Source organism: Mesorhizobium sp. M0923 (assembly GCF_040319365.1).
Classification (GTDB): Bacteria; Pseudomonadota; Alphaproteobacteria; order Rhizobiales; family Rhizobiaceae; genus Mesorhizobium.
This window is the reverse complement of sequence record NZ_JAMYNW010000019.1, coordinates 99151-121092: the sequence shown is the minus strand read 5'-3', so window position 1 is coordinate 121092 and position 21942 is coordinate 99151. Positions and strand designations below refer to the sequence as shown.

The following is a 21942-nucleotide window of genomic DNA, read 5'->3' as shown; positions in this document are numbered from 1 at the left end:
CGAACCGTGCACTAGATAATCAGCAGACGCACGAGATGAAGGGCGCGCGTGCGAGGGAGAACTGGCCGGAGATCAGTGTCGTGCCTTGGTAGGAAATGTCGGCAGGACAGAGGGGGGTGCCTCGCGCCAATATCTCGCAATTATTTGCATTGCGGTGCGACCGAAAACGGGGCGCCGAAACGCCCCGTTCGATTACGCCGTCGATCGCCGTTCAACCGTTGACCAGGGCCAGCAGCTCCTCGGTATAGCGCTTGCCGACCACCTTTTCCGGCGACAGCGCGTCGCCGATGGACGCCACTTCGGCCTGGCTCAGCACAATATCGGCTGCCGCCGTATTCTGCTCCAGATGGCGGATTTTTCGCGCGCCGGGGATCGGGACAATGAAGTCGCCCTGATGCAGCACCCAGGCGAGCGCCAGCTGCGCCGGCGTCACGCCCTTCTCGGCGGCCATCTTTTCCAGCACGGCGACGACCGCCGCATTGGCCGCCATGGCGTCGGCCTGGAAGCGCGGCAACCCGCGGCGCCAGTCGTCGGCGCCGAGAACATCGGGCTTGGCGATCGTGCCGGTGAGCAGGCCGCGGCCGAGCGGGCTATAGGGGACAAAGCCGATGCCGAGCTCGCGACAGACGGCAAACACCTCCTCCTCCGGATCGCGGCTCCACAGCGAATATTCGCTCTGCACCGCGGCGATCGGATGCACCGCATGCGCCCGGCGGATGGTCGCCGCACTCGCCTCCGACAGGCCGAGCGCCCGCACCTTGCCCTCGCGCACCAGCTCGGCCATGGCGCCGACCGTATCCTCGATCGGCACGTTGGGATCGACGCGGTGCTGGTAATAGAGGTCGATGACCTCCGTATCCAGCCGCTTCAACGACGCTTCGGCAACCGCCTTGACGTGTTCCGGGCGGCTGTCGACGCCGGCCATGCGCTCCATGCCGCTGCCTTCTTCCAGGATTTTGAAGCCGAATTTCGTCGCAATCGTCACCTTGTCACGCACCGGCTTCAGCGCCTTGCCAACCAGGATTTCGTTCTCGTAGGGGCCATAGACTTCGGCCGTGTCGAAGAAATTGACGCCGATGTCGACAGCGTGGCGCAGCGTGGCGATCGCGTCCGCCTCCGGCTGGCCACCATAGGCAAAGCTCATCCCCATGCAGCCGAGGCCGACCGGGTAGACGTCAAGTTCATTGCCGAGCTTGCGGGTTTGCATCACGTATCTCCTTGTTGTGATGGTTGTGATGCCGCAGAGATAGCGTCTTGCGCTGCGTTCGATAATCGGCTCTCATTTGCACAGGCTGTTCCAAAAAATAGATCAATGAAGCGAACCCATCTTTCACAGCTCGCTGTACTGGCAACGGTCGCCCAATGCGGCAGTTTTCGCGGCGCGGCCAAGGAACTGGCAATCGCGCCATCGGCGGTCAGCCACGCGGTTTCCAGCCTCGAAGCGCGCCTCGGCGTGCGCCTTCTGGCGCGCAGCACGCGCAGCGTCGCTCCGACCGAGGAGGGCGCGCAGCTGCTCGAGCGCCTCAGGCCGGCGCTATCGGAGATCGATCTGGCGCTGGAATCGGCGATCGAGGCGCGCGACCGGCCGGCCGGCAATCTCAGGCTGACCGTGCCGCGCACCGCGGCCCACCTGACGCTGACGCCAAGACTCGGCGCCTTTGCCGCTGCCTATCCCGACATCGTGCTGGAGATCGTCATCGAGGACCGCTTCACCGATGTGGTCGAGGGCGGCTTCGATGCCGGCGTGCGGCTGGGCGAGAGCCTGCAGCGCGACATGATCGCCGTGCGCATCGGGCCGGACCTTCGCGGCGCAGTCGTCGGCGCGCCATCCTATTTCGAGACCATGCCCAAGCCGCAGCATCCGCGCGATCTTGCCGGTCACCGCTGCATCCGCTTCCGCTTCTCCAGCGGCATTCTCTATCGCTGGGAATTCGAGAAGAACGGCGAGGAGATCGAAATCCCGGTGCAAGGGCCGCTGATCCTCGACGAGGACCATTTGATTGCCAACGCCGCAGTCGACGGCGCCGGGCTCGCCTTCGTGTTCGAGGACTATGTCCGCGACGCGCTCGCCGCTGGCAAGCTTGTTCGCGTGCTGGAGGACTGGTGCCCGCCTTTCGACGGCTTCTTCGTCTATTACCCAAGCCGCCGCCAGATGCGGCCGGCGCTCAGGGCCTTTGTTGATTTCTTCAAGGTCGGCGAGTAAGCCAACCCTCCCCACAAGAGAGAGGTGGAAGAAAGCCGACCTGGCATTCGTTCACCGACCATGTCAGCACTGCCCAAAAACCAGGCCACCGGCTACGGCTGGACGGCGCTCATCCTTCACTGGCTGATCGCGGCGCTCTTTATCGGCCAGTTCGTGCTCGGCTTCGTCATGGTGAGACTGTCCAGCCAGCGCACCGCCTTCGAGCTGATCCAGCTGCATAAATCCTTCGGCTTCCTGCTGCTTGGGCTGGTCATCCTGCGCATCGCCTGGCGCCTTGCCAGACCGGCCCCATCGCTGCCGCGCTCGGTCGGCCCGTTCGAGCGCCGCATCGCGCCGCTTGTCCATCTTGCGCTTTATGCGTTTCAGCTCGCTCTGCCGCTGTCCGGCTGGGCGCTGGTCTCGGTCTCGGTGCTGGAGATCCCGAGCGTGCCGTTCAATCTGTTCGTCATGCCCAATCTGCCGCTTGGTGAATCGGACATGGCAGAAAGCTTCTGGGCGGCGACGCACTGGTATCTCGCCTATGCCGGCATCGGGCTTGTCGCTTTGCATCTGGCCGCGGCGCTGCGTCATCATTTCTGGCTGAGGGATACCGTGCTGACGCGCATGATCACGGCTTCGTCACATCGCGACACGGAATAGAGCGGGCGGCTCATTCGTTCATGGGGCGAGGACGCAAGAAAGCGTTGCCTCCCAAGAGGACCAGTCCCATGTACGCGCGCATCTTCGGATTTGCGGCAGCCGTCGCTTGTTTTGCCATGCCTGTTTTCGCCGCCGTCGCCCTTGGCGACGCGGCCGGCAGCTACACCATCAGCCCGGGGAGTTCCAGCATCCACTTCTCCATCGCCAAGCTCGGCGGCGGCGGGCTCGACGGTGCCTTTGCCCGCTTCAAGGGCAGTATCCTCATCGACAACAGCGATATCGGCCGGTCCCAGGTCAATTTCACCATCTTCCCCGAAAGCGTCGGTACCGACCAAAGCCGCATCGACGCATTTCTCCGCTCGGACGCGGTTTTCGACGCGGCCAACAATCCGGAGATCCAGTTCCGTTCGACCAGCGTCAAACGCACCGGCGCCACGTCAGCCCTTGTCACCGGCCGGCTGACGGCGCGCGGCAAGACCTTTCAGGAAAAATTCACGGCCGAGCTCCGCGGCCTCAGGGCGGGCACGATAAAATTCCATGTCACCGGCAAGGTGCTGCGGTCGCGCTACGGCATGGATGTCGGCACGCCGATCTATTCCAACGTCGTCGACTTCGACATGACGCTGACCGGCAAGCGGGGATAGCTTGACTTCGCGATTGGCAGAGACACGTCTCGCATCGTCAAGCCCGAGGATGACGAAAGCCCGGTTCGAAGGACCAGTCCAAGTGTCCAATTGGCTTTTCTCTTGAATTAGGGCAAACCTCCAGGCCTGCAATCGAGAGGAGAAATCTGATGTTCCGATGGGGTGTTTTGTCGACGGCCAAGATCGGCCGCGAGCAGCTTTTGCCGGCAATCGTCGAGGCGGAGAACGGCGTGCTGTCGGCGATCGCCAGCCGCGATCTGTCGAAAGCCCGGGCACTGGGCGAACGCTTCGGCGCGCGCCACGCTTTCGGCTCCTATGAGGAGCTGCTCGCCTCCAGCGACATCGACGGCGTCTACATTCCGCTGCCGACCTCGCAGCATGTCGAATGGACGGCCAAGGCGATCGAGGCCGGCAAGCATGTTCTGGTCGAAAAGCCGCTGGCGCTCGATGCCAAGGACATTCCGCCGCTGATCAAGCTGCGCGATGCCAAGAAGGTGCTGGTCTGCGAAGCCTTCATGGTCGTCTACCATCCGCAATGGATCAAGGTGCGCGAGCTGATCGCCAACGGCGCCATCGGCCGGCTGCGCCATGTCCAGGGCGCGTTCTCCTATTACAATGTCGACCCCAACAACATGCGCAACAAGCTCGATCTCGGCGGCGGCGCGCTGCCCGACATCGGTGTCTACCCGACGGTGTCGACACGCTTTTCGACGGGCAAGGAGCCGCTGCGCGTCCAGGCGACGATCGAGCGCGACAAGACGTTCGGCACCGACATCTATTCCTCGATCCGCGCCGATTTCGGCGATTTCGAGCTGTCATTCTACCTGTCGACGCAGATGGCGGCACGCCAGGTGATGGTGTTCCACGGCGAGAAGGGATTCATCGAGGTGTTCTCACCGTTCAACGCCGGGCTCTATGACCATCACCGCGTCGAGCTGCACAACCAGAACCACAGCGAGGCGCAGGTATTCCGCTTTCCCGGCACGCAGCAATACCGGCTGGAAGTCGAGGCCTTCGCGCGGGCGGCACAGGGCGGCAAGGACCGCGTTTTCACCCTGGAAGAATCGGTGCTCAACCAGAAGGTCATCGATGCCATCTTCCGCGCCGGCGAGAAGGAAGGCTGGGAGACAGTCTAGGCCGGCCATGATCCCAAAAAATGAGGGACCGGTTTTTGGACGAGATCATGGCCAAATAGATGCCAAACGACGCGGATGTGATCATTGTCGGCGCCGGCCTTGCCGGTCTTGTCGCGGCGGCCGAACTGACTGAGGCCGGCAAGAAGACCATCATCGTCGAGCAGGAGCCGGAGCAGTCGCTTGGCGGCCAGGCGTTCTGGTCGCTCGGCGGCATCTTCCTTGTCGATTCGCCCGAACAGCGGCGCATGCGCATCCGCGATTCGTATGAGCTGGCGCTCGAGGATTGGCTGGGCACTGCAGCCTTCGACCGCACGGAAGATCTCTGGCCGCGCCGCTGGGCCGAGGCCTATCTCGGCTTCGCCGCCGGCGAGAAGCGCTCCTGGCTCATGCAGCGCGGCCTGAAATTCTTTCCGGTGGTCGGCTGGGCCGAACGCGGCGGCGGCAATGCCGTCGGCCACGGCAATTCGGTGCCGCGCTTCCATGTCACCTGGGGCACCGGGCCTGGTGTGCTCGAACCGTTCGTGCAGCGCGTGCGCGAGGCCGAGAAGCGCGGGCTGATCAGCTTCAGGTTCCGTCACCGGGTCAACGAATTGAGCCGGACGGGTGCTGCCGTCGACGGCGTGCGCGGCGACATATTGGCGGCGAGTGATGCCGAGCGCGGCCGCAAGAGCTCGCGCGAGATCACAGCCGATTTCGAGTTGAAGGCGCAGGCCGTCATCGTCGCCTCCGGCGGCATCGGCGCCAATCACCAGCTGGTCCGGGAGAATTGGCCGCAGCGGCTGGGTGCGCCGCCGAAACGCATGATCACCGGCGTTCCCGACCATGTCGACGGCCGCATGCTGGCGATCGCCGAGGCTGCCGGCGGCAGGCTCATCAACCGCGACCGCATGTGGCACTATGTTGAGGGCGTCAGGAACTGGGCACCGATCTGGACCGATCATGCGATCCGCATTCTGCCCGGCCCGTCATCGCTGTGGCTCGATGCGCGCGGCAAACGCCTGCCGGTGCCGCTCTATCCCGGCTTCGACACGTTGGCCACGCTCAGCCACATCATGAGCACGGGCTTCGACTATTCCTGGTTCATCCTGACCAAAAAGATCATCCAGAAGGAGGTCGCGCTGTCCGGCTCCGAGCAGAACCCCGATCTGACGGGGAAAAGCTGGCGCCAGGTGCTTGGCCGTGCCACCAGCGGCGTGCCCGCGCCGGTCAAGGCGTTCATGGAGAAGGGTGAGGATTTCATCGTCGAGCCCGAACTGCCGGCGCTGGTCGCCCGCATGATCGCACTGGCCGGCGGCGAGCCGCTGCTCGAACTGGCGCAGGTCGAGCGCGAAATCCGCGCTCGCGACCGGCAGCTCGACAATCCGTTCTCCAAGGACATGCAGATTACCGCGCTGCGCGGCGCGCGCGCCTATCTCGGCGACCGGCTGATCCGTACCGCAAGGCCGCACAAGCTGCTCGATCCCGCCAATGGCCCGCTGATCGCGGTCAGGCTCGGCATCCTGACCCGCAAGACGCTCGGCGGGCTTGAGACGGACCTCGACAGCCGCGTGCTGGGCGCCGGCGGCCAACCGGTCGAAGGGCTGTACGCGGTGGGCGAGGCAGCCGGTTTCGGCGGCGGCGGCATGCACGGCTATGCAGCGCTCGAAGGTACGTTTCTCGGCGGCTGCATCTTTTCCGGCCGCAGTGCCGGACGGGCAGCGGCGCGAGCGGTGGGGTGAAACAAGGCGCTTTAGGCGAAGGGTTGCAAATTGACGTCTTGAAGCTTGGAACCGGCAAGCAAAGCCTCGAGCACCTGCTTCTTGAGGAACAGGCACTGCGCACGGGCAAGTTTCACGATGGCGGAAACGTCGCCTGCCTCGCAGGCAAGAACCAGTTCCTTTTGCTGGGCGATGATCAACTGGGTGAAGTCGCGCGACTTGAAGCCGAGGTGGAGAACCCGCGCCGACTGGTCGAGTATCTGGTCCAGGAGATGCGCCAGCCGCAAATTTCCCGAGAGCTCCGCAAGGGCCAGGCGAAAAGCACGATCGGCCGCAAGGAAGGCAATGTGGCTGCGTAGCGTCTCCGGCTTCAGCACTTTTTGCGCTGCCAGCCTGATATCCTCGAGCCCGCGCTCGGTCATGTTCGATGCCGCCACCCTGAACACTTCCGGTTCGATCAAGCTGCGGACATCGAAGATCTCGTTGACGTCGCGCAGGCTGAGCGTCGCAACGACGTAGCCGCGGCGCGGCTCGCTCCTGACCAGCCCTTCCTGCATCAGGCGGGCCAACGCCGCGCGGATGGTAGCCTTTTTGATCAGGTATCGATCGCCGATCTGTTTCTCGGTGAGCGCTTCGCCGGGGCGCAGCACACAGGCTATGATGTCGTTCCTCAGCTGCTCATATGCCTGTTCCCTGCGAAGGACGTCGGCGGCTGACAGTGCTGTCGCCTCGGCCGTGGCCGGCCCTGCCGGTTCGGCGGTCAACTTCGTCGTTTTCATATTCTGTCCGTCTGGCTGTCCCGTTGACGCTGGCCTCAGCATTCGCTAGCGTGAGCACATCAGATTGATAATCTGAGCATCTCAGGGAGGATAACTGATATGCCTTTAGCCGCCAACTCACCTCTCTACGCCGTTGCCGATGATATCGTCAATGCCGCGAGAGGCCCAGATCCCCTCGAAGCGGTAAGGACGGTCCTGGGCGACTACACGAACCGTTTTCACGCATCGGGAACACTCGCTCACGAAGAAGACGACGACGAGGTGCTTCTGCATGCGAGCCCTAACCTGACGATCTATCACATCACGCTGTCGCCCGGCCTGCAGTACCCGCCTCATAACCACCTGATGGATGCCTTGATCGGCATCTACAAGGGCAGCGAGACGAACTTCATCTATCCTGTTGCCGGCAGCGAACTCGATGTCCCGGAAAGGCAGGACATCGCAGCGCCTGCCGTGGTGCACATGGCCTCAAATACCGTGCATGCGGTTGCGAATACCGGCAGCGCGCGATCGGGTGCGCTGCATGTCTACCTCGGCGATCTCACACGAACCCACCGGCAGCTGTGGAGCCCGGAAAGCAACCAGGCCGAGCCGTTTGACAATGACCGCTACCTGGCCGGCGCACGGCCCATTCAGCAGTCCGGGCGCGAATGAGCGCAGAGGCGTCGCGGGCGGCGAAATTGGCCGTGATCAGCGAACCCGTCGGAATCGCGTCACACTTGTCACTCTCGCCAATCCGCTATCACCCCTATCCTATCTCACGACCCAACACGTCGCGCCGGTGCGGCGACAAACCAGCAAGGGAGATGCACAATGACGGCACATCAGAATGGCACAGGCGAGCAGGCGACGCGGCTCGCGATGAAGACACCACCGGTCGTTTCGCCTGACGCATGGGAGGCCGCGCGCCAGCAGCTGCTCGTGAAGGAGAAGACCATGACCCGGGCTCGCGACGCACTGGCCGCCGAGCGCCGGCGGATGCCATGGGTGGCGGTGGAGAAGTCCTATATGTTCGAAGGGCCTGACGGAAAGGTGAGCCTGCTCGACCTGTTCGAGGGCCGCCGCCAGCTGGTCGTCTACCGTGCCTTCTTCGAGCCCGGCGTATTTGGCTGGCCCGATCACGCCTGCCGCGGCTGTTCGCTGGGGGCGGATCAGGTCGGCAATCTCGCCCATTTGAACGCGCGCGACACCACGCTTGCCTACGCCTCGCGCGCACCGCAGGCCGACATTGCGCGGCTAAAGGCGCGGATGGACTGGAAGATGCCCTGGTACACCATCACCGACAGCTTCGATGCTGATTTCGGCGTTGACGAGTGGCACGGCCACAACGTGTTCATCCGCGACGGCGATCGCGTGTTCCGCACCTACTTCATCAACAACCGCGGCGACGAGGCGATGGGGACCGTATGGAGCTACCTCGACCTGACGCCGCTCGGCCGCCAGGAGGTTTGGGAGGATTCGCCCGAGGGCTATCCGCAGACGCCGACATACAAGTGGTGGAACTGGCACGACAATTACGGCGCCGAAGCCGTCCCCGACAAAAAATGGGTCGAGATATCGGACGCCGGAGAGGCCGCGTTCCGGAATCGCACCGAATAGAACATCTTTGGCGTCGCAGAAATGCGGCTAAGACAAATGGAGGAGCGGGATGCGCTGTTCATTCGAACGCATCCCGCTCACTACCAGGGACAACGGACATGAGCGAGATTCATGCAGGCGGATCCGGCGGCGATGCGAGCCCGGCCGCCCTTGGCGCAGCCGACTGGCTGTCCTTCGCCGCCGCGCCGACCTTCGCAACCATGGCGTTGTTGACACTGCTCGGCGGCGCGCCGGATATGATGTGCTCGACCGGGCAAGAGACCTCACCGCTGGGCGGCATGGTCCCGATGTACCTGCTGATGAGCGCCTTTCATTTGGGGCCTTGGCTGAGGCGGGTTTCCGGGCGGCGACGCAGCCGCAAGTAGAGCTATCCCGGCGGATAAAAGCCCGTCGGGGTGAGGAGGACATCCCTCACCAGATCCATTCGCCCTTCCCCAGAACCGTCACTGCATCGACAATCCGGGTAAAGCTCGAGCGGGCGCGGCCGACCGTGTGCCTGGCGCGCAAATAGCCATGCACCAGCCCCGGCTCCTCGAGCCACCAGGCACGTCCGCCCGCGGCAACGATGCGGTCGCGATAGGCTTCGCCGTCCGACGACAGCGGGTCGCATTCGGCGGTGATCACGACGGTGGGCGGCAGATTGGCAAAGTCGGCGTCGGCGAGCGGCGACAAGGTGAGATCGCCGGTGCGGTCCTCGCCCCCGGTCCTGATGTCCCTGTAGAAAACGAGGTCACGCGCCGTCAGCATCGGCGCTTCCGCGTGGGTGACGTAGGAACCGGCGGAGCTGTCGCCGCCAAGGCCGGGATAGACCAGAATCTGGCCGATCGGCTTGCGCGCATGGCCGCGGGTCGCGTGGCTGACGGACGCGGCGAGATTGCCGCCGGCACTGTCGCCGCAGAGCAGGATAGGCCGTTCGTAGGTGGTCGACGCCCATTCGAAGGCGCTGATGGCATCGTCGAAGGCGGCCGGATGAAGGTGTTCCGGCGCCAGCCGGTAGTCGACCGAAACCACTTCGTAGCCGGTGCGGCTGCAAAGCTCGGCGCACAGGTCGTCATGGCTGTCGAGCCCGCCGAGGATAAAACCGCCGCCATGGAAATACAGCACCATCGCCGCCGTTTCCGGCGCCGGGGCGCGGTAGACGCGGGTCGGGATGTGCCAGGGTGTGGCAATGGCTGTGGTTTCCGCGGTGACGCCTTGGGGATAGCCGGCAAAGAACTCGCGGCACATCCGGTTATAGATCTCGCGCTGCTCGGCGATGGTGTAGTCGATCGTATCGGGTGGATAATAGGAATTGGTCCGCTCGATGAAGGCCCAGGTCTCGGCGTCGATGAGGGTTTTGTAGTTGGTCATGGGCGCCGAATGGGCCGCCAAGGTTGAGCTTGGACACCCCCCTCTGGCCTGCCGGCCATCTCCCCCGCAAGGGGGGAGATCGGCAGCTTTGGCCTTGCCGCTTGTCCTGCAACGCTGGAAATTGGCGAAATCCGATGCGACATCCGATCTCCCCACTTGCGGGGGAGATGCCCGGCAGGGCAGAGGGGGGTGTGAAGGATCGCCATCATCTCCGCAGCGTCACTTCCCCTTCCACACCGGGTCGCGCTTCTCGGCGAAGGCGCGAAAACCCTCGAGATTGTCCTCCGAGCCGTAGAGTGCGTCAACCGTTGGCAGCTGCCGGCGCGTCACCCGGTTCATCGCGTCCTGGAACGTCAGCGATTCAGCGACCCGAGCCGTCTCCTTGATCGCGGCGAAGACCAGCGGCGGGCCGCTGGCGAGCAGCCGCGCGATCTCCCAGACGTGGTCCTCCAGTCTTTCCTTGGGCAGCACCTCGTTGACCAGGCCCCAGCGATGCGCCTCGGCGACATCCATCCAGCGGCCGGTGAGCAGAAGGTCCATTGCGACATGATAAGGGATGCGCTTCGGCAGCTTGATCGTCGCCGCATCGGCCAGCGTGCCGGCGCGGATTTCGGGCAGCGCGAAGGAGGAGTGGTCCGACGCATAGATGAGGTCGCAGGACAGCGCCAGCTCGAAGCCGCCGCCGACCGCCATGCCGTTGACGCAGGCTATCACCGGCTTGTTGAGGTCGCGCAGTTCCTGCAGCCCGCCGAAGCCGCCGACGCCATAGTCGCCGTCGACCGCGTCGCCGCCGGCCGCGGCCTTCAGGTCCCAGCCGGCGCAGAAGAACTTGTCGCCGGCGGTCTTGACGATGGCGACGCGCAGCTCGGGATCGTCGCGGAACGCCTTGAACGTCTCGCCCATCAGCCGCGACGTCTTCAGGTCGATGGCGTTGGCCTTGGGCCGGTCGAGCGTGACTTCGAGGATCGTGCCCTCGCGGCGGGTGGTGATGATTTCAGCCATTCTTCTTGCCTCCCAGCACCAGCAGCGCATCGGCGATCCAGGCGCCCTTGCCCTCGGCGCAGACGATCAGCGGATTGATGTCGAGTTCCTCGATCTCGCCGGCATTTTGCTGCACGAAGCCGGCAATGCCCGATATCGCCTCTATTGCCGCCGTGACATCGGCCTTCGGCCGGCCGCGATAGCCGTCGAGCAGCGGGAACAGTTTCAGCCCGCGCAAAGCGGCCTCGATGTCGTCACGGGTCGCCGGCAGCATCAGCGTGACGCTGTCGCGCAACAGCTCGACCAGCACGCCACCGGTGCCGAGCGTCATCACCGCGCCGAACATCGGGTCGCGGGTGAAGCCGACCAGCAGCTCGGCGACGCCATCGCGCACCATGCGCTCGACATAAAGGCCGGTGCCGAGCGGGCCGAGATCATGGGCGGCGGTGCTGACGGATTCGGCATCCCTCAAATTGAGCCGGACCGCGTCGAGCTCGGATTTGTGGATGACGCCAAGAGCCTTCAGCGCTACCGGGAAGCCGAGCGCCATCGAGGAGATCACAGCCTCGACCGCGTTGCCGGCGCGCTCGCCCTTCGGCACCGGGAGCCCGGCCTCGATGAGCCGCGCTTTCGCCTCCGCCTCGTCCGGGGTGACATGGTCGCCGGCCGGCGCGCCAGACGCCGAGGTGTCGATCGGCTGCGCCAGCGGCTCGCGCCACGCCCAGCCGATGAAGGCTGCCGCCTGGGCGGCGTCCATGGCCTCGGAAATGCCGAACAGCGGCACCATGCCCCGCGCCATCAGCCCTGCAGTGTATTCCTCGGGCAGGTTCTCCGGCAGCGAGGAGACGATCGCGCCTTGCGCGCTGTTGGTCTTCAGCGCCGCTTCGAAGGCGCGCAGCGTCGCCCACCAGTCGGTGTCGGAGCAGCGGTCGGGGCGCGGAAAGTCGAGCACCAGCATGTTGAGGTCGAAGCCGCCAGACACCATGGCGGTGAAGGTGGCGGTCATCGCCGGCTCGTTGTTCCAGATGAAGGTATGGTAGTCGAGCGGGTTGGCCACCGCGACCAGCGGGCCGAGCGTCGATTTGACCTGAATGCGATGCTCGGCGGTGAGAGGCGGAAAGGTCACCCAGCGGCCTTCGGCGCTGTCGGCCATGACGGACGCCTCGCCGCCCGAACAGCTCATCGACGACAGCCGGTAGCCGGGCAGGGGACCGGTGACGTGCAGCAGCTTCAGCGCCTCGATGAAGGCCGGGATCGAATCGATGCGGGCGATGCCGAGCCGCTTCAGGAACGCGCCGGACGCTGCGTCCGAGCCGGCCAGCGACGCGGTATGCGAGACGGTCGCCTGCCGCGCCTGCTCGGAGCGGCCGACCTTCATGGCGATAACAGGCTTCTTCAGCTCTCGTGCCCGTGCCGCCAGCCTTTCGAAGCCGGCTACCGAGTCGAAGGCCTCGATATGCAGGCCGAGCGCGGTGACGCGGTCGTCCTCGATCAGGCCGAGCGCCATTTCGGAAAGCCCGGTCTGCGCCTGGTTGCCGGCGGTCATCAGAAAGGCGATCGGCAGGCCGCGCTTCTGCATCGTCATGTTGATGGCGATGTTCGACGACTGGGTGATGATGGCAACGCCGCGACCGCCTTCAGGCAGCCTGATGCCGCCATGCTGGTCGGGCCACAAAAGCGCGCCGTCGGCGTAATTGATCAGCCCATAGCAGTTCGGCCCGATGATCGGCATGGGACCCGCCGCCGCGACCAGCTCGGCCTGCAGCCGCTCGCCGTCCTCGTCATAGGCCTCGGTTTCGAGGAAGCCGGCGGCGAAGCAGACCGCACCGCCGGCGCCGCGCTCGGCCAGCGCCTTGACCACTTCGATGGTCAAGTGCCGGTTGACGCCGATGAAAGCGGCATCCGGCGCACCGGGCAATTCGGCCACCGAGCGATACGCCTTGCGGCCGGCGACCTCGTCCTTGCTCGGATGCACGGGCCAGATCTCGCCGGCAAAGCCCATCTTGATCGACTGCGCGACGACGGCAGCAGCCTGCACGCCACCGAAGACTGCGATCGTTCGTGGGCGCAAAAGCCGCTCAAGTTTGTGCATCGTCATCTTTTCGTTTGAGCATGATCTTTTCCAAAAACCGGATTCCACTTTTTGGGATCATGCTCTAGCCCCCGAACGGGCGCAGCAGCGCCCGCGAGATGATGTGGCGCTGGATTTCCGAGGTGCCTTCCCAGATGCGCTCGACGCGGGCGTCGCGCCAGATGCGTTCCAGCGGCAGATCGTCCATCAGCCCCATGCCGCCATGGATCTGGATCGCCTCGTCGGCGACGAAGGCGAGCATCTCGGTGGCCTTCAGCTTGGCCATGGCCATGTCCTGGTCGGTAACGGTGCCCTGATCGTACTTCCAGCCGGCTTCGAACACCATCAGGTCGGCGGCCTTCAGCTCGGTCGCCATGTCGGCGAGCTTGAACGACACGCCCTGGAACTTGCCGATCGGCTGGCCGAATTGCTGGCGCTGCGCGGCGTATTCGATGGCGTGGCCAAGCGCCCGTTCGGCGCGGCCGAGGCAGGTGGCGCCGACCTGCAGGCGCGTCGCGCCAAGCCATGAATTGGCGACGTCGAAGCCCTTGTGCACCTCGCCCAGAACCTGAGTGGCCGGCAGACGGCAATCGTCGAATTCGAGGATGGCATTGGTGTAGCCGCGATGCGAGACGTTGCGGTAGCCGTCGCGCACGGTAAAGCCCTTGGTGCCCTTGTCGACGAAGAAGGCGGTGATCTTCTTACGCTTGCCGCGCGCAGAATCCTCTTCACCCGAGGCCATGAAGACGATGGCGAAATCGGCGAGGTCGGCGTGGCTTATGAAATGCTTGGTGCCGTTCAGCACCCAGTCGTCGCCGTCCTGCACGGCGGTTGCATTCATGCCGCGCAAATCGGAGCCGGCGCCCGGCTCGGTCATTGCCAGGCAATCCCATTTTTCGCCGCGAATGCACGGGAACAGATACTTCTCGCGCTGCTCCGGCGTGCCGGCAAGGAGGATGTTGGAAGGCCGCGCCACGCAGGTCCAGTGCAGCGCGTAATTGGCGCGGCCGAGCTCCTTTTCATAGAGCAGCCAGGTCACCGTATCGAGCCCGGCGCCGCCGACATCGGCCGGCATGTTGGCGGCATAGAGACCAGCTTCGATCGCCTTGGCCTTGATCTCCTCGATCAGCTCACGGCGCAGCACGCCGGTGCGCTCCACTTCGCGCTCATGCGGGTAAAGCTCGTTCTCGACGAAGGCCCGCGTCGTCTCGACGATGAGCTTCTGTTCCTCCGAAAGACCAAAATCCATGGTCTCAGCCTTTCTTCTTTTTCTTCGGCTTTTCAGCCTTGGCCTTCTCGGCAGCCTTGGAGGCGGTGGGCTTCTTCGCCGCAAGCTTGGCCAGCTGCCTGGTATAGTCCTTATGCAGGGCGCCGGCGCCCCAGCCTTTGCCTTTGTTCTGCTTCGACAGTGCCTCCATGATCGCGACCAGATTGTCGTCGCGGATCTTTTCGAGTTCGCGGATCGACAGACCGTGCGCCTGGTCGTCCGACTGGGTCGCGATCAGCTCGACCAATTCGTCGTTGAACTCCGGCACATCCATCAGCTTGGTCCATGGCCATTTCAGGCACGGGCCGAACTGCGCCATGAAGTGGCGCATGCCGGCCTCGCCGCCGGCGACACGATAGACCTGGAACATGCCCATCTGCGCCCAGCGCAGGCCGAAGCCATAGCGCATGATGTCGTCAAGCTCCTCGACCGTGCAGATGCCGTCCTTGACCAGCCACAGCGCCTCGCGCCAGGCCGCTTCGAGCAGGCGGTCGCCGACAAAGGCTTCGATCTCCTTGCGGATCACCACCGGCTTCATGCCGATCGAGGCATACATCTCCTTGGCGACTTCGATCGCCTCGGGAAAGGTCTGTTCGCCGCCGACGATTTCGACCAGTGGCAAGAGATAGACGGGGTTGAACGGATGGCCGACCACCAACCGCTCCGGATGTTTCTTCATCGCCACCTGCATGTCGGTCGGCTTGATGCCGGAGGTGGAGGAGCCGACAATGGCGTTGGCCGGCGCATAAAGGTCGATCTCGGCCAGCACGCGGTGCTTGAGGTCGAGCCGCTCCGGCACGCTTTCCTGGATGAAGTCGGCATCGGCGACCGCCTCGGCGATCGTCTTGGCGAAAGTGAGCTTGCCCGCTTTCGGCAGGCCGCCGGGCAGCATCTGCTTGTAGGCGCGTCGCGCTCCCTTCATCACCTCGCCGACCTTGCGTGACGCCTCGGGGTCGGGATCGAAGATCGACACGTCGATTCCGTTGAGCAGCAGCCGCGCGACCCAGCCGGCGCCGATGACGCCGCCGCCGATGGCTGCCGCCTTGTTGATGATGCTCATGCGGAGGCTCCGGTTCTTGTGCTGGCTGTTGCGGGGTCGGTGAGGGCGACACGCTCGCCGGCACGGATCACGGACGCGTCATAGGCCTTGCGCGCGAACACTTCGAGCACGAAGGGCCGGAAGAAATCGATCGGCAATGTCTCGTAATCCGGGTCGAAGCTCGACTGGTCCCAGCGCTCGCAAAACTCATCGCAATCGTCGAAGTAGATGTGCCCGGCGAAACGGTCGCGGGCGTGCGGGTTGCCGCCGAGGTGATGTGCGTAATAGAGGCGCTGGAAGTCGCCGTGCTTTTCCACCACCCAGGTGCATTGCTCGCGTACAAAGGGCTTCAGGATCGACGCCGCATACTCGTCGTGATTATAGGGCGCGTAGATGTCGCCGATGTCGTGCAGCAAGGCGCAGGCAATCCAGTCGGTGTCGGCGCCGTCGCGCCAGGCCCGCGTCGCCGCCTGCAGCGAATGGCCGAGCCGGGTGATCTTGTAGCCCGACAGCCCTTCGTCGAGCTGGACAAGCGCGTCGAGCAGACGCTCGCCGGTCTTTGCCGCATGGTCGATCTCATGCTCGGTGAGGAAGGCATAATCCTCGCGGTCGCCGTCCTTCATGGCGGTGAACTTCACGGTCTTCATCGGCGGCTCCTCCCAACCGGGTTCTTCCCGCCCTTGCTCAAAGCGGTGCGCGCTTCGTCAGGTTCAGCTTCTTTCGCACCTCATCCGGGCCGATGACCCTGGCGCCCATATTCGACACGATACTGACCGCCCGCTCGACCAGCTGCGCATTGGTCGCCAGCACCCCCTTATCGAGCCAGAGATTATCCTCCAGCCCGACACGGACATTGCCGCCGGCCAGCACCGCGGCAGCGACATAGGCCATCTGGTTTCGGCCAATGGCGAACGCCGACCAGTTCCAGGTCGACGGTACATTGTTGACCATGGCCATGAAGGTGTTGAGGTCGTCCGGCGCCCCCCACGGCACACCCATGCACAATTGCACCAGCGCGTCCGGCTTCAGCACTTGTTCCTCGACCAATTGCTTGGCAAACCACAGATGCCCGGTGTCGAAGGCCTCGATCTCCGGCTTGACGCCGAGCGTCGTCATCATGCCGCCCATGGCGCGCAGCATGCCGGGCGTGTTGGTCATGACATAGTCGGCTTCGGCGAAATTCATGGTGCCGCAGTCGAGCGTACAGATTTCCGGCAAGCACTGGCGAACATGTTCCACGCGGTTGGTCGCACCGCCCATATCCGTGCCTTTTTCGTTCAGCGGCAGCGGCTTTTCCGGTGGGCCGAACACCATGTCGCCGCCCATGCCGGCGGTCAGGTTCAAAACCACGTCGACGTCAGCCGCGCGGATGCGCTCGGTCACCTCGCGGTAGAGGTGCACGTCGCGCCTAGGCTTGCCGGTCTCGGGATCGCGCACATGGCAGTGCACGATCGCAGCCCCTGCCTTTGCCGCCTCAATGGCCGAATCGGCGATCTGCTTGGGCGAGCGCGGCACGTGCGGGCTGCGGTCCTGCGAACTGCCGGACCCGGTCACGGCACAGGTAATGAAGACCTCACGGTTCATCGCTAACGGCATCGGACTCTCTCCCAATAGAACGTAGGGCAAGAATGCCTGACTTGCCGGAAACTGTTTTGCGTTTTACGAAGATCATGTGACCAAAACCGAAAAACCGACGATCTTTCGTGCCGAACGTCTGCCGCTCAAGGTGACGCTGCTGGTATTCTCCGGCTCGTCGATCATGTGCGTCGCGTCGGCCGTCGACCCGTTGCGCGCCGCCAACCGTATTGCCGGCGAGACGCTGTTCGATTTCAGGCTGGTCTCGGTCACAGGCGAGGCGCCGGTCACCACATGCGGCCTGCCGGTGGCGGTCAGCGGCCGCTTCGATGCGGCTGACACAACCGACATGCTGGTCGTCGTCGCCGGCTTCGGCACGCAGAACTACGCCACTTCAGCCTTGCTTTCCGGACTGCGCCGGGCGGCGCGCGCGGCACGCGCCTGCGGCGGCGTCGAGGCCGGCACCTGGCTGGTGGCGCGCGCGGGCTTGCTGGAGGGGCGCAGCGCCACCACCCACTGGGAGGATATGGAGGATTTTTCTTCGGCCTTTCCCGGCGTCGACGTGCGCCCCGACCGCTACGTCATCGACGGTCCCGTATTCACCTCTGGCGGCGCCTCGCCGACCTTCGACCTGATGCTGCATCTGATCCGCACGCGGCTCGGCATGGCCGTGGCGCTCGATGTCGCGAGCGTCTTCATCTACGACCAGGCGCGCGCCGCGACGGACGCGCAGCCGCTGGTCTCGCTCGGCCGTCTTGACGGCTACGATCCCAGGCTGGCGCAAGCCATCCGGCTGATGGAAGCGCATGTCGACCAGCCCCTGACTGTCGCCGCCGTGGCCAAGCGCGCCGGGGTGACGGCGCGGACGCTGGAAAGTATCTTTCGCAAGTCGATCGGCGAAACGCCGGGCGCCTATTATCTCAGGCTGCGCCTCGGCGCCGCGCGCCGGCTGGTGGTCGATACGCGCATCGCCATGGCGGACATTGCCGGGCGAACGGGGTTTTCGTCCGCCGCGGCATTTTCCAGAGCGTTTTCAAGAGCGTTCGGCGAAGCGCCGGTCAGGCTGCGTCGAGGATAATGCATGTCGCCCAAAAGTGCGTAGCGGTTTTGGGATAACGACATGCACAGACAAAGGTGGATCAGGCAGCGTCTTGGCGGACGCTGTTGCCGTCGATCTGCGAGCGCATCTGTCTCGCCAGATGGGTCTCGAAGCGGCTGGCGACCGCGCGATCCCATTCGTTTGCACTCAGCGCACCATGCTTGGGGTGCGGCAGCGCCATCAGCCGGTCGATGATCGATCCGGCCTCGCCAGATGAGAGCAGGGCGTCGATTTCGCGTTCGTGCTGCATATCGTTTCGCCTCCTTCTTTCTGATTCCCGCCACGAACCACACTATAGGAACTCCGTGACGGCTGTTTGAAGGCAAGAGCGAGGCGATTGATGGGCGATGCCGGGCAAAGTTTTGTCCGCCGCCGCCCATCTTGGGCACGATCTTTCCGACAGATCAGGCGGTGCGTCAGCCGAGCCGCATGGACAGTTCGACATCCTCGCCGAACGGCGTGGACATGTAGCCGCTTCCGGTCGAGCGCACCCGCGAGAGGTATTCGGGGCAAAGATCGGCATTGTCGGCAACGACCAAGGCGCCCGGCCTGAGGCGACTTTCAACTAGGGTCAAGACCTCGGGATAGAGCGCTTTGGCGCCATCGAGCAGCAGCAGGTCGACCGTTTCGGGAAGATCGACGCTTAATGTTTGCAGCGCGTCTCCCTCTCGGATTTCCACCATGTCGATGAGACCGCCTGCTGTGAGGTTGCTCCTGGCGCGCGCCACCTTGGATGGCTCGAACTCGCTGGTGATCAGGCGGCCGCCGCCATTGTCCCGCAAGGCTGCGGCAAGGTGCAGGGTCGAGATGCCGAACGAGGTTCCAAATTCGACGATCGTCCGGGCGCCGCTGCTCCGTGCCAGCATGTAGAGCAGCGTGCCGGTCTCTCGCGAAACGGGAAGCCAGAGATCCTTTAGCCGCCCGTAGAAATCGAGGTATTCGGTCTTGCTCCGAATGAAGCGGCTCCGCTCCTCGGCGGAGAGCTCCGCCACGGCAGGGCTCGTTGCCGCAGCGGCTTCCTCGAACAGGCGGTCCAGCAGGGGCGCCAGCGGCGTTGTCGTCAGTGTGGTCATATTGGTCTCCAGTCAAAATTGAATGCGTTCTTGTGCGGCATTCAAAATACGACTAATCATTCGCATTCAATAATCGCATTGGCGCGCCTCTCAATGAGCGATCACCGAAGTCCGCGGATTTCCTCGCGAAAACAGCCCAAGCAGGCCCGCTCGGCGGAGCTCGTTGCTGCGATTTTGGAGGCTGCTGTTCAGGTTTTGGCGAGGGAAGGCGCGCAGCGCTTCACCACGGCGCGGGTGGCCGAGAAGGCCGGTGTCAGCGTCGGATCGCTGTATCAGTATTTTCCGAACAAGGCGGCGATCCTGTTCCGGCTCCAGAGTGACGAATGGCGGCAGACGACCGATTTGCTGCGCGACATCCTCGAGGATATCAGGAAACCGCCGCTTGAAAGGCTGCGCGGCCTGGTCCACGCCTTCCTCCGCTCGGAGTGTGACGAGGCCGCGGTGCGTGTGGCGCTCGACGACGCCGCACCGCTTTACCGCGACGCGCCTGAGGCGCGGGCGGCAAGGGCGTCCGGAGACCGCACCATCCAGCTCTTCATGCAGGAGGCGTTGCCCAACGCCGCGCAAGTGACCCGCGAATTGGCCGGCGACCTCGTCATGACGACGCTGAGCACGGTGGGGAAGCAGTTCTCGGAGGCGCCTCGAACCGCCACGGAGATTGAAGCCTACGCCGACGCCATGGCCGACATGTTCTGCGCCTATTTGAGAGGCCTCGATCACGGCTAGGGCAAATGCCAGGCCCGGTCAGCAAGCAGACCGAAAGTTTCGCAAGGGGGCAAACCTTGTCGGTTTCGGCCCCGCGGAAAGTCGTCAGCCGGCGGCCGCTGAACAATGCGGCCGCGAATCGGTACGCCTCAGACGTACCGGTTGACGATGTTCTCGAGCAGTTCCTGGCGGCCGGATCGGGGCTGCGGCTCGATCTTCTCCTTGACGACGCGATCAGCAATTTCCTCCAGCGTGCGCTTGCCGGCAAGCATCGCCTTGGCCTCGGCCGAATCCCAGCCGGCATAGCGCTCGGCGAGCGGCGCCGACAGCGCCTTGTCCTCGACCATGCGTGCCGCTGCCTTGAGGCCTCGAGCGCAGCAATCCATGCCGCCGATATGACCGATCAGCAGATCCTGCGGATCGAGCGACTGGCGCCTGAGCTTGGCGTCGAAATTGGTGCCGCCGGTCTTGAAGCCGCCCGCCTGCAGTACGTGATAATAGGCGAGCGCCATCTCCGGTACATTGTTTGGGAACTGGTCGGTGTCCCAGCCCGATTGGTAGTCGTTGCGGTTCATGTCGATCGAGCCGAAAATGCCGAGCGCATTGGCCAGCGCCAGTTCATGCTCGAACGAATGGCCGGCCAGGATGGCGTGGCCTTGCTCGATGTTGAGCTTGACCTCGTTCTCCAGTCCGAAACGCTTGAGGAAGCCATAGACGGTGGCGACGTCGTAATCATACTGGTGCTTGGTCGGTTCCTGAGGCTTCGGCTCGATCAGGATGGTGCCTTCGAAGCCGATCCTGTGCTTGTAGTCGACGACCAGATTGAGAAAGCGGCCGGCCTGTTCCTGCTCGCGGGCAAGGTCGGTGTTGAGCAGCGTCTCATAGCCCTCGCGGCCGCCCCACAGCACGTAGTTCTCGCCGTTCAGCCGCTTGGTGATGTCGATGCAGTGTTTCACCGTCGCGGCCGAATAGGCAAAGACGTCCGGATCGGGATTGGTGGCGGCGCCCGACATGAAGCGGCGGTTGGAGAACAGGTTGGCCGTGCCCCACAACAGCTTGACGCCAGTCTGCTTCATCTTTCCCGAGAAATAATCGGCGATCTCGTCGAGCCGCGCCGCACTTTCGGAAAAGTCCCGGCCCTCCGGCCGCACATCGGCATCGTGGAAGCAGAAATAAGGCGCGCCCAGCAGCGAAAACATCTCGAAGGCGACGTCGGCCTTGAGCTTGGCCAGCTCCATCGTGTCGGTACCGCCGGCCTTGGGGAACCACGGCCGGTCAAACGTCTGGCCGCCGAACGGATCGCCGCCTGGCCAGGCAAAGGAATGCCAGTAGGCGACGGCAAAGCGCAGATGGTCTTCCAGCCGCTTGCCGGCGACGATCTCGTCGGGATTGTAGAACCGGTAGGCCAGCGGATTGGTCGAATCCGGTCCCTCATATTTGATCTGTTGGATGTCGCCGAAAAAACCGCTGGTCATGTTCTTTTCCTCTCGCATGGTTCGGCCTGATTACCTCAAGCGTAATTGGTTTCGCGCTGGCGTTGGTCGAAAAGGCTCATGTCAAGAGCATCCAACGAAGGAGACAGACCATGACCGACCTCAACACCATTGCCGAAAACTACATCGCCGCCTGGAACGAGAGTGACGCCGCGCGCAGGAAAGCCTTGCTCAAGACGACCTTCACCGAGGATGTCGGCTACCGCGATCCGATCATGCAGGGCGACGGCCATGACGGCATCGCCGCGCTGATCGAAGGCGTGCAGCAGCGCTTTGCCGGCTTCAGGTTCTCGCTGAAAGGCGAGCCGGACGGCTTCGCTGACGCCATCCGCTTTTCGTGGAACCTTGGGCCGGACGGCACCGAGCCCGTCATCGAAGGCACCGATATCGGCATCATCGAAAATGGCCGGCTGAAAAGCGTCACCGGCTTTCTCGACAAGGTGCCGGCGCAGTGAGGAAATCTCGGCAAAGTGGGGGCCAAGCACCCCCCTCTGCCCTACCGGGCATCTCCCCCTCAAGGGGGGAGATTGGCTGGCCTTTCCGCCTTCGCCAATCACCGATCTTGCAAGACTGGCATAGCCGTCGACGCTGC

Annotated in this window: 23 protein-coding genes; 11 read left to right on the top strand and 12 right to left on the bottom strand. The window is 64.0% G+C overall.

The features are described 5' to 3' along the window. Window positions 1-211: 211 nt before the first annotated feature. Window positions 212-1207: an aldo/keto reductase gene (locus NKH89_RS27020; RefSeq protein WP_023718302.1), complete on the bottom strand. Its 996-nt coding sequence runs from the start codon at window positions 1205-1207 to the stop codon at window positions 212-214. Between the two features lie 105 nt (window positions 1208-1312). On the opposite strand from NKH89_RS27020, the gene NKH89_RS27015 reads away from it, so the two are divergent. The 5 genes from NKH89_RS27015 (at window position 1313) to NKH89_RS26995 (ending at window position 6340) form a co-directional block, all read left to right on the top strand. Beyond that, a complete protein-coding gene (locus NKH89_RS27015; protein WP_023718303.1) occupies window positions 1313-2203 on the top strand; it encodes a LysR family transcriptional regulator in 891 nt (296 codons plus the stop codon). A 60-nt stretch (window positions 2204-2263) separates the two neighbouring features. Then, window positions 2264-2842 carry a cytochrome b gene (locus tag NKH89_RS27010; protein ID WP_352495236.1) on the top strand — a complete coding sequence of 193 codons (579 nt, stop codon included), beginning with the start codon at window positions 2264-2266 and terminating at the stop codon, window positions 2840-2842. A gap of 68 nt (window positions 2843-2910) precedes the next feature. Continuing rightward, entirely contained in the window at window positions 2911-3486 is a 576-nt protein-coding gene (locus NKH89_RS27005) for a YceI family protein (RefSeq protein WP_023718305.1), read from the top strand. 149 nt (window positions 3487-3635) lie between these two features. Then, the gene (locus tag NKH89_RS27000) at window positions 3636-4622 is read left to right on the top strand and encodes a Gfo/Idh/MocA family protein (protein ID WP_023718306.1); all 987 of its coding nucleotides are present in this window, start codon (window positions 3636-3638) and stop codon (window positions 4620-4622) included. A gap of 59 nt (window positions 4623-4681) precedes the next feature. Next, on the top strand, window positions 4682-6340 hold the full coding sequence (locus NKH89_RS26995) for an FAD-binding dehydrogenase (protein WP_352910680.1): 1659 nt from the start codon (window positions 4682-4684) through the stop codon (window positions 6338-6340). Window positions 6341-6351: 11 nt separating this feature from the next. On the opposite strand, the gene NKH89_RS26990 is transcribed toward NKH89_RS26995, so the two are convergent. After that, the gene (locus NKH89_RS26990; RefSeq protein WP_352495234.1) at window positions 6352-7098 is read right to left on the bottom strand and encodes a GntR family transcriptional regulator; all 747 of its coding nucleotides are present in this window, start codon (window positions 7096-7098) and stop codon (window positions 6352-6354) included. 99 nt (window positions 7099-7197) lie between these two features. Between NKH89_RS26990 and NKH89_RS26985 the strand changes: the two genes are divergently transcribed. The 3 genes from NKH89_RS26985 to NKH89_RS26975 all read left to right on the top strand — a co-directional run bounded on the left by NKH89_RS26985 (window position 7198) and on the right by NKH89_RS26975 (window position 9062). Further along, window positions 7198-7752 carry an autotransporter gene (locus tag NKH89_RS26985; RefSeq protein ID WP_023718309.1) on the top strand — a complete coding sequence of 185 codons (555 nt, stop codon included), beginning with the start codon at window positions 7198-7200 and terminating at the stop codon, window positions 7750-7752. 159 nt (window positions 7753-7911) lie between these two features. After that, window positions 7912-8697, top strand: a complete 786-nt coding sequence (locus NKH89_RS26980; protein WP_352484694.1) for a DUF899 domain-containing protein — start codon at window positions 7912-7914, stop codon at window positions 8695-8697. A gap of 98 nt (window positions 8698-8795) precedes the next feature. Beyond that, window positions 8796-9062, top strand: coding sequence for a hypothetical protein (locus tag NKH89_RS26975; RefSeq protein WP_352495233.1), 267 nt, complete (start codon window positions 8796-8798; stop codon window positions 9060-9062). A 46-nt stretch (window positions 9063-9108) separates the two neighbouring features. Here NKH89_RS26975 and NKH89_RS26970 read toward each other — a convergent pair whose 3' ends face one another. The 7 genes from NKH89_RS26970 to bcoG form a co-directional block, all read right to left on the bottom strand. Next, a complete protein-coding gene (locus NKH89_RS26970; RefSeq protein WP_352495232.1) occupies window positions 9109-10047 on the bottom strand; it encodes an alpha/beta hydrolase in 939 nt (312 codons plus the stop codon). Between the two features lie 219 nt (window positions 10048-10266). After that, window positions 10267-11049 (bottom strand): carnitinyl-CoA dehydratase, encoded by a 783-nt coding sequence (locus NKH89_RS26965; RefSeq protein WP_352484699.1) that lies wholly within the window; start codon window positions 11047-11049, stop codon window positions 10267-10269. Beyond that, the gene (locus tag NKH89_RS26960) at window positions 11042-13120 is read right to left on the bottom strand and encodes an acetate--CoA ligase family protein (RefSeq protein ID WP_352484700.1); all 2079 of its coding nucleotides are present in this window, start codon (window positions 13118-13120) and stop codon (window positions 11042-11044) included. Before NKH89_RS26960 ends, NKH89_RS26965 begins: the two co-directional genes overlap by 8 nt. A 64-nt stretch (window positions 13121-13184) precedes the next feature. Then, the gene (locus tag NKH89_RS26955) at window positions 13185-14348 is read right to left on the bottom strand and encodes an acyl-CoA dehydrogenase family protein (protein WP_352495231.1); all 1164 of its coding nucleotides are present in this window, start codon (window positions 14346-14348) and stop codon (window positions 13185-13187) included. A 4-nt stretch (window positions 14349-14352) separates the two neighbouring features. Beyond that, a complete protein-coding gene (locus tag NKH89_RS26950) occupies window positions 14353-15426 on the bottom strand; it encodes a 3-hydroxyacyl-CoA dehydrogenase NAD-binding domain-containing protein (RefSeq protein WP_023718316.1) in 1074 nt (357 codons plus the stop codon). Further along, complete coding sequence (locus NKH89_RS26945; protein ID WP_352484703.1) at window positions 15423-16052, bottom strand: HD domain-containing protein; 630 nt, start codon at window positions 16050-16052, stop codon at window positions 15423-15425. The genes NKH89_RS26950 and NKH89_RS26945 overlap by 4 nt, the downstream gene beginning before the upstream one ends. Window positions 16053-16089: 37 nt before the next feature. Further along, a complete protein-coding gene (gene bcoG, locus NKH89_RS26940; RefSeq protein ID WP_352495230.1) occupies window positions 16090-17001 on the bottom strand; it encodes a 3-dehydrocarnitine:acetyl-CoA trimethylamine transferase BcoG in 912 nt (303 codons plus the stop codon). A gap of 76 nt (window positions 17002-17077) precedes the next feature. On the opposite strand from bcoG, the gene NKH89_RS26935 reads away from it, so the two are divergent. Further along, window positions 17078-18058, top strand: a complete 981-nt coding sequence (locus NKH89_RS26935; protein ID WP_023718319.1) for a GlxA family transcriptional regulator — start codon at window positions 17078-17080, stop codon at window positions 18056-18058. A 61-nt stretch (window positions 18059-18119) separates the two neighbouring features. On the opposite strand, the gene NKH89_RS26930 is transcribed toward NKH89_RS26935, so the two are convergent. Further along, the gene (locus NKH89_RS26930) at window positions 18120-18329 is read right to left on the bottom strand and encodes a hypothetical protein (RefSeq protein WP_023718320.1); all 210 of its coding nucleotides are present in this window, start codon (window positions 18327-18329) and stop codon (window positions 18120-18122) included. A gap of 166 nt (window positions 18330-18495) precedes the next feature. Further along, window positions 18496-19152: an O-methyltransferase gene (locus NKH89_RS26925; RefSeq protein ID WP_023718321.1), complete on the bottom strand. Its 657-nt coding sequence runs from the start codon at window positions 19150-19152 to the stop codon at window positions 18496-18498. 93 nt (window positions 19153-19245) lie between these two features. Here NKH89_RS26925 and NKH89_RS26920 point away from each other — a divergent pair, with 93 nt between their 5' ends. Beyond that, a complete protein-coding gene (locus NKH89_RS26920) occupies window positions 19246-19878 on the top strand; it encodes a TetR/AcrR family transcriptional regulator (RefSeq protein WP_352484707.1) in 633 nt (210 codons plus the stop codon). Between the two features lie 128 nt (window positions 19879-20006). Here the strand turns inward: NKH89_RS26920 and xylA are convergent, their stop codons facing one another. Further along, window positions 20007-21332, bottom strand: coding sequence for a xylose isomerase (gene xylA / locus NKH89_RS26915; RefSeq protein ID WP_023718323.1), 1326 nt, complete (start codon window positions 21330-21332; stop codon window positions 20007-20009). A 110-nt stretch (window positions 21333-21442) separates the two neighbouring features. On the opposite strand from xylA, the gene NKH89_RS26910 reads away from it, so the two are divergent. Next, a complete protein-coding gene (locus NKH89_RS26910; protein WP_352484709.1) occupies window positions 21443-21805 on the top strand; it encodes a nuclear transport factor 2 family protein in 363 nt (120 codons plus the stop codon). Window positions 21806-21942 lie beyond the last annotated feature (137 nt).

Coding starts and splice junctions, on each gene's coding strand:
- NKH89_RS27020 (WP_023718302.1), bottom strand. CDS start 1,207: ATGCAAACCCGCAAGCTCGGCAATGAACTTGACGTCTACCCGGTCGGC.
- NKH89_RS27015 (WP_023718303.1), top strand. CDS start 1,313: ATGAAGCGAACCCATCTTTCACAGCTCGCTGTACTGGCAACGGTCGCC.
- NKH89_RS27010 (WP_352495236.1), top strand. CDS start 2,264: ATGTCAGCACTGCCCAAAAACCAGGCCACCGGCTACGGCTGGACGGCG.
- NKH89_RS27005 (WP_023718305.1), top strand. CDS start 2,911: ATGTACGCGCGCATCTTCGGATTTGCGGCAGCCGTCGCTTGTTTTGCC.
- NKH89_RS27000 (WP_023718306.1), top strand. CDS start 3,636: ATGTTCCGATGGGGTGTTTTGTCGACGGCCAAGATCGGCCGCGAGCAG.
- NKH89_RS26995 (WP_352910680.1), top strand. CDS start 4,682: ATGCCAAACGACGCGGATGTGATCATTGTCGGCGCCGGCCTTGCCGGT.
- NKH89_RS26990 (WP_352495234.1), bottom strand. CDS start 7,098: ATGAAAACGACGAAGTTGACCGCCGAACCGGCAGGGCCGGCCACGGCC.
- NKH89_RS26985 (WP_023718309.1), top strand. CDS start 7,198: ATGCCTTTAGCCGCCAACTCACCTCTCTACGCCGTTGCCGATGATATC.
- NKH89_RS26980 (WP_352484694.1), top strand. CDS start 7,912: ATGACGGCACATCAGAATGGCACAGGCGAGCAGGCGACGCGGCTCGCG.
- NKH89_RS26975 (WP_352495233.1), top strand. CDS start 8,796: ATGAGCGAGATTCATGCAGGCGGATCCGGCGGCGATGCGAGCCCGGCC.
- NKH89_RS26970 (WP_352495232.1), bottom strand. CDS start 10,047: ATGACCAACTACAAAACCCTCATCGACGCCGAGACCTGGGCCTTCATC.
- NKH89_RS26965 (WP_352484699.1), bottom strand. CDS start 11,049: ATGGCTGAAATCATCACCACCCGCCGCGAGGGCACGATCCTCGAAGTC.
- NKH89_RS26960 (WP_352484700.1), bottom strand. CDS start 13,120: ATGCACAAACTTGAGCGGCTTTTGCGCCCACGAACGATCGCAGTCTTC.
- NKH89_RS26955 (WP_352495231.1), bottom strand. CDS start 14,348: ATGGATTTTGGTCTTTCGGAGGAACAGAAGCTCATCGTCGAGACGACG.
- NKH89_RS26950 (WP_023718316.1), bottom strand. CDS start 15,426: ATGAGCATCATCAACAAGGCGGCAGCCATCGGCGGCGGCGTCATCGGC.
- NKH89_RS26945 (WP_352484703.1), bottom strand. CDS start 16,052: ATGAAGACCGTGAAGTTCACCGCCATGAAGGACGGCGACCGCGAGGAT.
- bcoG (WP_352495230.1), bottom strand. CDS start 17,001: ATGCCGTTAGCGATGAACCGTGAGGTCTTCATTACCTGTGCCGTGACC.
- NKH89_RS26930 (WP_023718320.1), bottom strand. CDS start 18,329: ATGCAGCACGAACGCGAAATCGACGCCCTGCTCTCATCTGGCGAGGCC.
- NKH89_RS26925 (WP_023718321.1), bottom strand. CDS start 19,152: ATGACCACACTGACGACAACGCCGCTGGCGCCCCTGCTGGACCGCCTG.
- NKH89_RS26920 (WP_352484707.1), top strand. CDS start 19,246: ATGAGCGATCACCGAAGTCCGCGGATTTCCTCGCGAAAACAGCCCAAG.
- xylA (WP_023718323.1), bottom strand. CDS start 21,332: ATGACCAGCGGTTTTTTCGGCGACATCCAACAGATCAAATATGAGGGA.
- NKH89_RS26910 (WP_352484709.1), top strand. CDS start 21,443: ATGACCGACCTCAACACCATTGCCGAAAACTACATCGCCGCCTGGAAC.